This window comes from Boseongicola sp., from assembly GCF_057460485.1.
Genome location: NZ_JBVCWP010000139.1, coordinates 1 through 10,270, shown reverse-complemented (window position 1 = coordinate 10,270; position 10,270 = coordinate 1). Strand labels below are relative to the sequence as shown.

9 protein-coding genes and 1 pseudogene are annotated in these 10,270 nt (G+C 54.2%); 1 reads left to right on the top strand and 9 read right to left on the bottom strand.

The window, feature by feature from the left end; all coding sequences use genetic code 11:
• A pseudogene (locus AC221Y_RS14845) lies at positions 1 to 241 on the top strand (VOC family protein); the annotation flags it as partial.
• 156 nt (positions 242 to 397) lie between these two features.
• Here the strand turns inward: AC221Y_RS14845 and AC221Y_RS14840 are convergent.
• The 9 genes from AC221Y_RS14840 to AC221Y_RS14800 form a co-directional block, all read right to left on the bottom strand.
• Positions 398 to 940, bottom strand: a complete 543-nt coding sequence (locus AC221Y_RS14840; RefSeq protein ID WP_299758335.1) for a histidine phosphatase family protein — start codon at positions 938 to 940, stop codon at positions 398 to 400.
• A 253-nt stretch (positions 941 to 1,193) separates the two neighbouring features.
• Positions 1,194 to 2,264 (bottom strand): S-methyl thiohydantoin desulfurase family protein, encoded by a 1,071-nt coding sequence (locus AC221Y_RS14835; protein ID WP_299758332.1) that lies wholly within the window; start codon positions 2,262 to 2,264, stop codon positions 1,194 to 1,196.
• A gap of 8 nt (positions 2,265 to 2,272) precedes the next feature.
• Complete coding sequence (locus AC221Y_RS14830) at positions 2,273 to 3,808, bottom strand: hydantoinase/oxoprolinase N-terminal domain-containing protein (RefSeq protein WP_486707617.1); 1,536 nt, start codon at positions 3,806 to 3,808, stop codon at positions 2,273 to 2,275.
• Positions 3,805 to 4,875: an ABC transporter ATP-binding protein gene (locus AC221Y_RS14825; protein ID WP_299758327.1), complete on the bottom strand. Its 1,071-nt coding sequence runs from the start codon at positions 4,873 to 4,875 to the stop codon at positions 3,805 to 3,807. Before AC221Y_RS14825 ends, AC221Y_RS14830 begins: the two co-directional genes overlap by 4 nt.
• 51 nt (positions 4,876 to 4,926) lie before the next feature.
• A complete protein-coding gene (locus tag AC221Y_RS14820) occupies positions 4,927 to 6,033 on the bottom strand; it encodes a type 2 periplasmic-binding domain-containing protein (protein ID WP_299758325.1) in 1,107 nt (368 codons plus the stop codon).
• Between the two features lie 31 nt (positions 6,034 to 6,064).
• Positions 6,065 to 6,871 (bottom strand): ABC transporter permease, encoded by an 807-nt coding sequence (locus AC221Y_RS14815; protein ID WP_299758323.1) that lies wholly within the window; start codon positions 6,869 to 6,871, stop codon positions 6,065 to 6,067.
• Positions 6,871 to 7,761 carry an ABC transporter permease gene (locus AC221Y_RS14810; protein ID WP_486707616.1) on the bottom strand — a complete coding sequence of 297 codons (891 nt, stop codon included), beginning with the start codon at positions 7,759 to 7,761 and terminating at the stop codon, positions 6,871 to 6,873. Before AC221Y_RS14810 ends, AC221Y_RS14815 begins: the two co-directional genes overlap by 1 nt.
• Complete coding sequence (locus AC221Y_RS14805; protein WP_486707615.1) at positions 7,754 to 8,491, bottom strand: aspartate/glutamate racemase family protein; 738 nt, start codon at positions 8,489 to 8,491, stop codon at positions 7,754 to 7,756. The genes AC221Y_RS14810 and AC221Y_RS14805 overlap by 8 nt, the downstream gene beginning before the upstream one ends.
• Positions 8,492 to 8,575: 84 nt before the next feature.
• Positions 8,576 to 10,165 (bottom strand): LuxR C-terminal-related transcriptional regulator, encoded by a 1,590-nt coding sequence (locus tag AC221Y_RS14800; protein WP_486707614.1) that lies wholly within the window; start codon positions 10,163 to 10,165, stop codon positions 8,576 to 8,578.
• Positions 10,166 to 10,270 lie beyond the last annotated feature (105 nt).

Below are 10,270 nucleotides of genomic sequence, written 5' to 3'. Positions count from 1 at the left end.
TTTCATGGACTCGATCTATTTCCGCGATCCTCTGGGTCTCCGCATCGAATTGGCGAGCTACCGGTTCGAACCGCCCGAGGGGAGCCGGCATGCAGACGTGATGATCGAGGCCCACCGGATCCGCGTGGAGCGTGGCGATCACCACATCGACAAGGAACACCTTGCAGATGCCATCGAACTCATTGTCGAGCGTAGCCAGCAATCGCTTTCAACGGACCGTGGACCGCGAAATCCATACTGATCGCAATGGGCCATGATGTGGCGTTCAGCTGAGTTTAACGAAGCCAACCATAGCTGCGCTTACCAGACTTAATTAAGATAAGAGCGCTTCCCGGTTCGACGCCTCCCGACATTTCGAACCGACGGAGCCACCCCGAACCGGTGCAGGTATCGCTAATTAATTGAGGTATTCGCAGATTTCGCAATTTTCCATCGAGACCCCCGCCAGTTCTTTAAAGGCGTCTCCGTGGCCGACCACCGCCAATTGAATATCCGCCATCTGGTTAAGTTCCAGAGCGAAATTTCTTATACGTTGTTTGAAAATATCCCTTGGCTCGACCGGAACGCCATACTTGTTCGTCGGCCCCTGATGCCACCATATCTCATCCAAATGGTCGAAAGACAGGCTCGGGAATTCCATCTGCAGAGCGCTTGGAGAGCGACCTACATCGCAACTATGACTTAGAAGTTCGCGGTGGCCTGCCAGCACGTTTATCGGCGCAACACCTTGGAAAATTGTAAGGGCTGTTTGGACGGCGCGGGTCAACGGGGACGTTATGACCTGCTGAATTCCAAGCTCGATGATTGCGACTCTTGCTTGTTCCGCCTGTCTGCGCCCTTTTTCCGTTAACGGCGCATCAAAAATCATTTGGTCCGGGTCACCATCATTGTGAGCAGCATTGAATTCCGATTGTCCGTGCCGGATTAGATAGACGGTCATTTGCTTTCCTATACCTGCAATTTTGTTGTGAGAAGGATATCGACCACTGGCACCTAGCAGATTTAGGAAGTGCTAGTAAAATCCAGTATCTGACCCGTCATGTGAATTGCCAAGCCTAGCACCAGGTCGCTTGGCACCTCGTTCTTACGGGCTCGCCCTTGGTGCGCCAAGTGCCCTCTCAAGCGACGTTTGGAGGCCGAGTTAAAGGGGGCAGGAAAGTTGGAAAAGAGGGAGAAAACCGACATTCATGCCGTCACTCAAGCGCACTGTAGGTTTCCGACATCCCAAAGGCCTGCGGGCCAAACTGGCGTAGCGCTGCATCAGATCGCATTATGGGCGGCACCCTCACTGCGACGACTTTAACCCTCTGCCCGTAACGCAAAGTTTCGTTTGTGATGGGCACTGCAGTTTCCGCATCGAGGATTGAGATAATATCCGGCACTATGGCCAAGACTTCGCCTTCAGCGCGGACAATTAAGTTCTCGTTCTGAAACTCAATGGTGCAACGGCCATTTGGATTGTCGATCGAGACGCTGCCCAATGTGAACCCTTCCATGGTCCGCCTGTCGACATCGATGATCTTGCCATCAAAAATTACCCGCGCCACTGCGTAGCTTGTCGTTCCCATAAATTGGCAGAGTTCTTCGAAGGGATCATTTTTGCGATGGCGGGAATTATGAATGATCTCGCCAATACGCCGTGCCAGAGTCAAGGTATGCTTAACGGCGCTTCGTTTTACCTCAGCGCCGCTCATAGGGTAGTTTGCAAAATAGGCGGTTCCACCAAACCGGATGGTGATGCCACGAGCAATCCACTCCATACGATGGTTATCGTCAGTCATGACCAATGCCGTGTCGCCTTTTTCGTCCGAAATGCCCAACGGGCAACCCGCGACGCCTTCGATGGCAAAGGTTTCCATCTGCAATTCAGGAAAGGCACGCCCTTGACCATCCGCATCCACCACTGGGATACCCAACCGCGCGCCAACAAATAGTGGAATTGTCGAGTTGATACCGCCAACTTCAGTTGGCATTGTCGCGTCAGCCCGCCGTCCAAGTTCTTTTTCAACGACACGAAGAGCCCGGATCGGTTCTTCCCCCGATGGGATTTTCTCCAACAGCACCGTTGGTGCGCCCATCATAGCCGTGGGTATGATCAGTTTGCTGTCGTCCAGCCCATCTGGATCAAGAATTTCAATTTTCCTGCCGGCGGCCAGTTCCTGCTTTACCATCAGCCCACCGATGTAAGGGTCCCCTCCCCCACCGGCACCGAGAAATGCAGCCCCGGTGCACAAGTCGTCAACATCTTCGATCCTCAGTTCCATAATACTTCCTAAATTGGCAGATCACCGACGGCTTTAACGCGAAGACGCGTCGGGTTGCCGGGCAAATAGCTGATTGGCACCTGCTCAACCTCGATGATTTCCACGCTCTCATCCGTTGCGCCCGCGCTGATTGCTTTGTCTTTGGCCTCTTGGCGGGCGTCATCCAACACGGTGTTCCGGTTTGCTTCGTTTAGGGTAACGACACGCTCGACCTCGCCCGACACCTGGGCAATCGCTGCGCCGACAGCGTTGGCGACAGAGGAGTAGTCCGGCCTTAGCACCTCCGAGACTGACTGAACTGGCCAATCTACCAGGATTGCGCCGCCGCCAACGACCAACAGGGGTAAATCTGCCGCTTCTGTTTTCATACGCTCAACATTCACATCAAGTAACTGGCGCATGGCAGCGCGGGCCGCGTCAATCGTAGCTTTGTTGGCACGTACGAGCGATCGGTCACCGATGTCAGCCCAACCACCTGCCACAGCGATGTCAGTGGCAGTCAGTGTGTCCCCGCCAAAACACTGCGCACTATTTGTCAGCTCATATCCAACGGAGTCCGGTCCGACTTTTCGTCCATCCTCGCGAACAAGACTCCCCCCGCCCAGCCCCACTGCCAACACATCAGGCATGCGGAAGTTCGTTTTTACACCGCCTACGTCGACGAAGTTGGTGGACTGGCGTGGAAAGCCGTTCCGCAGCATGCCGATATCAGACGTCGTGCCGCCAATATCAACCACCATCGCATCTTGAATTCCAGCCAGATAGGCCGCGCCACGCATGGAATTCGTAGGACCCGAGGCGAAGGTGAGAACCGGATAGCGCTGCACATCATCGGCGCGCATAAGAGTGCCATCATTTTGGCTAATGAACAGCGGGACATCCAGCCCAAGCTCGTGCAATGCGCGGCGAAACGCATGCACGACATGACTTGATAATTCGGACAGGGCCGCGTTGATGATCGTGGAATTCTCGCGAGGCAATAGGCCGAACTGACCGAGTTCACAGGAGAGAGACACGGCAACATCCGGAACTTCGTTTTGCACGATCTCGGCGGCACGCCGTTCCATGTTGCCGTTCATAGGTGAGAATACCGAAGTAATCGCAGCCGTCCGAATTCCCTCCTTTCGAAATGCGCGCGCCGCTTCGGCCACAGCCTTTTCGTCCAGCGGCGCGATTTCGCGCCCGTCGAACTCGTAGCCACCGCCCACCAGATATGCATTGCGCCCGATCTGGTGAACCAATTCATCCGGCCAGTCTGTCAGTGGCGGAATGGCCGAGGTTGCGGGAAGCGCCAAGCGTATAATTCCAACCGGCAGCAACGACCTGCGCTGGATTACGGCGTTGGTAAACTGGGTAGTGCCTATCATCACACAATCGACATCTGCGAGGTCGATGCCCGCATCCGCGATGGCCGTTTTGATGGCTGCAACGATACCCGAATAGACATCCGCTGTGGTAGGGGTTTTGCGCCAGCCAAGGACACCTTTTGTGCCCAACACAACCGCATCCGTATTCGTGCCGCCGACATCCACCCCTATTTTCACGGGATCACCACGCCGCTTTCCGCGCTCCAATATGTCGCGACATTGTCACCAGTATTGAGCCGGGGCAGATCTGGGCGATTGGCAACTTCGACCATTATTTCCTGACCAGCTGCGTGAATGCGGTAGCGCACGACAGAGCCCTGATAGATTGTCTCAGACACCGTTCCTTGCAGTTTTGGCGGCTCGTTCGCTTCGATCGGGCGCAACCGGATCATTTCGGGACGGACCAAAAGGGCGACATCCTGGCCAGGCTCAACTGATGCGTTTGAAGACAAACGTCCGGGGATGGATACATCCCCAAGGTTGACGCTACAGGCTGAGCCATCAAGCGTTGTAACTTGGCATTTCAAAAGATTGGATTCGCCAATGAATTCGGCGATGAAACGCGAGGCAGGTTGCTCATAAATCTCTACTGGAGAGCCAACCTGCAAAACACGGCCCTGATCCATGACCGCGATGCGGTCCGACATCGTCAGGGCCTCTGACTGGTCGTGGGTGACATAGATCGTTGTGATGCCGACGGATTTCTGGATGTTCTTGATCCAGAATTTCATCTCCTCCCGCATCTTCTTGTCCAGCGCTGATAGCGGCTCATCCAAAAGCAATATCTCAGGCTCGATCACCAGAACCCGCGCCAGCGCTACTCGCTGTTTCTGTCCACCAGACAACTCGCGCTCATAGCGATCTTCAAAGCCGGTCATCCCAACTTCGGCCAAAGCGGCATCAACCTTCTTTTTGATCTCGGGGCGGGAAAGTTTGCGTTCCACCAAACCGAAGGCAATATTGTCGAACACGGTCATGTGCGGAAAAATCGCGTAATTCTGAAAAACAATCCCAATGTCCCGGGCCTCTGGCGGCAGAGCGGTAACATCGCGACCATGGACATTGATGTGGCCCTTTGTGGGTTTGACGAAGCCAGCAAGCATCCGCAGAGTCGTAGATTTTCCACAGCCTGAAGGACCGAGCAGGGAGAAAAACTCACCTTGTTCAATTTCTAGATCAAGATCTGCGACGGCAACGAAATTGCCAAAGCTCTTGGCGATTGCTTTGAATTCTACGTAGGCCATCGGCGTTCCTTCTGGGGTGACCGGGGGCAATATGCCCCCGGTCAACAGGGATCAAAGTCCGAAAATCTGATTCAAACGGTCCGTAATCTCTTCCTTGTTGGCAACAAAGAAATCCCAGTCTGGGACCCAATATGCCGATACGGCGTCTGCAGTATTGGTCACACCTTCCGCGGCTAACGCAGATGGCATCGCTGCCTTACTGTTCGTCGGGCGCCACAAGAACTCTTCACCAAATGGCTCAAGGAAATCTGGCGACAGAGTTCTATTTAGCAAAGCAAGAGCCAGTTTCTTTTGCATCGGATCTGCATAGCGACTGATCGTCTTAGTTTGGGTCAAGATTGGCTTGCTGTCCCATTCCCATACATCGACTGGAGCGCCCTGGCGCTTGAGCGTAAGAGCCTCACCTTCGATATGCACCGCTATATCGACTTCTCCACGCTCCAAAAGCGAAAGCATATTGAACGTGAATTCGCTTATCTTCATCGGCATAGCGCCTTCAAGCGCCGTGAAGGCAGCTTCCATGTCGTACTGATCCTTGCCGAACTCTTTGGCCGTCGCCATGAAGAATGCGTGCATCAGACCATTTTCTGTCGCGTAGGTGCCCCGCTTATTAGCGAAGCGCGCGGCAAAGAAATCGCGGAAGTTGTTTACCGGAGCACCCCGGTCCGTGCGGTATGCATAGACGTAAGGCTGATAGGCCCAGGTCACCCCGGCGCCACTCGCAAAGGCGAAATCCCAGCAGTCCGCAGCGTTGGGGACATTGGCCTTGATCTCGTCCGTTGTAAGGAAGAAGTCACCAGCCGCATTCGTCTGCATCAGATTGGGCAAGTTCCAGTTGGCCACATCATAAACAGGATCGTTAGCTCCCTGGGTCACGAATTTTGGGAACCAAGGGAACGAGGTGTCCCAGTTGATTTTGCAATTGAAGTCCTCTTCGAACTGGTTGGTCAGTGCCTTGCGCACAAACTCTTCCCAGCCGCCGCCCCATTCTGCGACGTTTAGTGTTGCGCCGCCTGCGTCAAATACACCGCCGTCATATACAACGTCCTGGGCCCAAGCGTGATTGATGTAGAACATGTTTGGCACGGTTGCAGCAGCGCCAAGTGTCAATCCGCCCTTAAGAACGGAACGTCTGCTATGTGTTGCTTTCTTGGTCATTTGATATTGCTCCATAAGGTTGGTTTCGAAATTACCCGTCTTGCCGTTCCAACAGGCGACGGATGTTCACCAGTCGGTTCGTGAGAAGAACCGATGCGATGACAAGAGTGATTGCAAAGATGCCAGCCGCGGCAGCATCGGGCTCGAATTTATAGCGCAGAGAATTATACATCGCGATTGGCAGTGGTTCGGAATTAGGCGCTGAGAGGAACAGCGAGACCTCGAACTGACCAAAGCTGACAATGAAGGCAAAGATTGATCCTGCCTGAATGCCCTGCGCAATGTTGGGAAAGGTAATCTTGCGAAATGCGCGAAGCGGAGAGGCTCCGAGGCTGCGCGCGGCTTCTTCTAAGGAAACGTCGAATGTCGCCAAAGACGCGCCAACAGTGCCGATTACGTAGGGTGTTGAGTAGAGAATATGACCGACCCACAAACCCCAGATCGTGCGTGATATGCCCAAACCACTCGTAATGAAAAACGCGTAGAGGGCAAATCCAACCACCACACCCGGGAGGACCACTGGCGACAGAAAGAAAGCACGCAGCGCTGAGCGTCCTACAAAACGTGACCGGGCAAGGAATACAGCCGCCGCCGTTCCCAGGATCGTCGAAACAACCATCGTCATCAAAGCAAGCTTGAAGGAAAAGAAGAATGCCGAAAGGTATTTCTCAGATTGAAGGAACGAGATCACCCATCGCAAGGAAAGACCTTTGGGGGGAAAGGTCAAAAACTCGCCAGTTGTAAGCCCGGCCAAGACCACAACCAATATCGGAAACAACAGATAGCAAAAGCCAAGGATCGCGAGGATCAGCATTGGGATAGGGATAGCGCGTTCCATCAGGCAAGCCCCCCTGATTTCCGATTTCCCAGCCTCAAGTAAATTGCAACGGCTGCTGCGCTAATCAGAAACAGGATCACAGCGATCGTCGCGCCAAACTGAAAACGAGCGCTCTCTGCTACCTGCTGATAAATATGGATCGGCAGCACACCGACACGGAACCCGCCCATCAATGCAGGCACGATGTAGGATGAAATTGACAGTGCAAAAACCAGAAGCGACCCCGACAAAATACCCGGCATTGATGCCGGAAGAGTAACGCGCATGAACGCTCGCCTGCGCGATGCGCCAAGCGAGCGCGCGGCTTCTTCGAGACTGGAGGGAATGCCCTTGATTACGCCGACCAATGTAAGGACCATGAAGGGTATTGCGAATTGTACCAAACCAAAAACCACACCGCGGAAGTTGTACATCAGTGCAACCGGACCATCCGTTAGACCGAGCTCCTGCAAGATCTGGTTGATCAGCCCGTTGTCGCCCAAAATCACCATCATGCCATATAGACGGATAACCATATCCAGCTGCATTGACGCCAAAACTAAGATCAAAAGGAATGTATTGCGTGCGGGGTTCTCTGTTTTGGCTATAACAAAGGCCATAGGATACGCGACGATCAATGTGATCACCGAAACTATGCTGGCCAATAGGATCGAGCGCCCGGCGGCCATCAAATAGTTCGAGCGCGAGAAGAACCGAATATAGTTGTCAAAGGTAAGGTCGGAAACAAGCACAACTTGCCCGACTTTTGCCGGGTTAAAAGATGTTGCGAACAACAGCCCGACCGGGATGACGAAAAATAACACAAAAAATGCTACAAGCGGCACAACAAGCAGCCATTTGAATTGGTGCTGAGACAGGCTGCGTGGCTGGGACATTTTTCCATCAGCCATCGCTGCGCCCTCTCATCAAGGCGTCCAGCGCACTCCACTCTGAAAATCCCACAACAGATTTCGCGTCCGGGGCGGGGTAGACCATCTTATCGGTTTTTTTTCCACTCTGAGCGGCAATGTGGGCTGCAGCGATCGCGTTTGGAAGAGGATCGATCACCTTGATTGCATCGAGTGCTGCGCTGACCTCATCCGCAAAACCCAGCATCCCGGTGCACCCAAAGATAATAACTTCAGCGCCACCTGAGACCGCTTTCTCTGATCCTTTTATGGTGGCCGCGACAGCATTGGCTCGGTCAGTTTCAAGCGCCAACACAGGAACACCTATCCCGATCGTACCGGTCATCAGGTCCGCGAACCCGTACTTGCGGGCCAGATCGCCAAAGGCACGCTCCTGACGCTGTAAAACTGTGACCACAGCAAAGGGTGCCCCAGCAGCGCGCATTGCTTCTTCTCCGCACCCAATCACGGGGATGGATATGGCCTCGCGTGCAGCATCGAGGCCAGGATCGAGCATGCAATCAATCACGATGGCCTGTGCGCCGTCGGCTTCGGCCATAATCGCCGCGTCGATCACCCCCGGTGCAGCCAAAACCTCATCAACAGCAGACTCTATAGAGGCCGGGCCCTGACGGATTTGAGCGTTCGTCACTTTACAGCCATCGGGCGCAGGCAGAGCAGCGGCTCGAAAACCTTGGGCTACGATAGGTGTGATCAAATGAACCCAGCTCAACAACGAATCCCCCTGATCCGATCAGCAGTTATAGATATCAGTCTGAGGTTGAGCGGCCTGTGACACGACTACCCATTCGGGTAGTTAGTCGCTAATTATTCCGAGCTCACGCGCCTGACTAACCGCGCGCGCCCGATTGTTAACGCGCAAATCGCCAAATATCTGCTTGAGGTGGTACTTCACCGTATTGATCGATACGCCCATTATGCGCCCGATTTCCTTGTTTGAATGACCTTGCGCCAAAAGCTCCAAGTAGCGTCTACTTACAAGGACTTGCTCGCTTTCTAGATGGCCTAATGTCGACGGGTGGGCACCCGAAGACCAATAATGCAATATCTCCGAAAGCTGGCGCCTTTGTGCCCCGCCAATCGGCACGCTCAAATGATCCCCATCTAAAACCGCTTGCACTGCTGGCTGTAGCGCGAGCCCCTCATCCAATATAAAGCGGCGAAAGGGCTGATTACCTAGCAAGCGGATCGCAGATACCAGTGCATTCGTCGCATCGCGGCGGGCATTCAACTGCCAGAAGGCTTGCGTGCGGATCACGCGCAGCTTTGCCAGTGACAGCAACTGACCGCCGCGAATTGCGGTCTCCTCCGCCAACTCGATGAAATCAAGCGCGCGTTTAGGACGACGTGCCCGTACCAACCAACGAGCTATTGCGACATTGGTTGTGCCGTGGCGCAAGCCCCAGTCTCTTTCTGGCTGATCCGCATCGAGTTTGCTGGGGTCCAGCCCGATAGTGATCATTTCCTTGTTGGCTGTACTGATCTCGTCGCTTAGCGTCAGGACCCGAATGCGCTCGACAGCCATCAAGCGCGCCAAGCGCGGCATCTGCCGTGCGCGCGCCGCTGCGTCAGCATGAGCGAGTTCGCTCAATGCACCGGGCAGACCGGCCCGCGCGAATGCAAGACGTGCGCGCACACGGTAGGTCGCTGCCAAAACATCTAACCAGGCGTCGGCATGTTCAATGCTTGCCAGAGCATCATCCAATAGCGATTGCGCAGTCCCTAAATCGTTCATCTCGTAAAACACTTCTGACTTCAGCGCCTGACATATCGCTCGAAGCCCCTGTGGATCGCCCGCCAACTGATCCAGACTGGTTTCCATCTCATCATATTGTGCGATCGCACCAGTCAAATCACCCCTCATCATCCGTATTTGGCCAAGGTGCGTATGCATGTGCAACGATCCGAATTGAGCCTCGCCCAGCCTGTAAAGTCTAATTGCGTTTTCAGCATGATCCTGTGCGCGATCGAATTCTCCTCGATGGAGAGCAGCGGTCGACAGATGATTAAACGCCAAAGCCTGCCCGACGCGATCCTCCGCTGGCAGCATTGAAAGCAATTGTGACAAACGCGTTGAATCTGACTTGGTCAGTGCACGATCCTCGTAGACCCTGATGTGCGCGTCGACGAGCAAGATTTCACATTTTAGCGACCCATCATTTAGGATGTCTTCCGCCAGCTTTTTTTCCAGAGAACCGAGGCGCTCGCGCGCACCGATTGGGTCACCCATCTTCGCGAGCAAAAATGCGGCTGCAAGCGTTGCCCTCGGGGTTTTCCCAACGCGGGATGGAACTTTCGTGTCCATCGCCATGCCAGCTTCCATGGGCACTTTCATGTGAGTGCGCCAATCGCTCTCTGTTTCCAGACGCGGGTCTGCGGTGGGCACATGGTCAACCTTATGCGTTCCTCCGATAGTCATTTACCGACGATACAATCGTTCAGATGGATTACAATGATCGCAAAGGTGCTGTCAGACGAATGCGAACTAGTC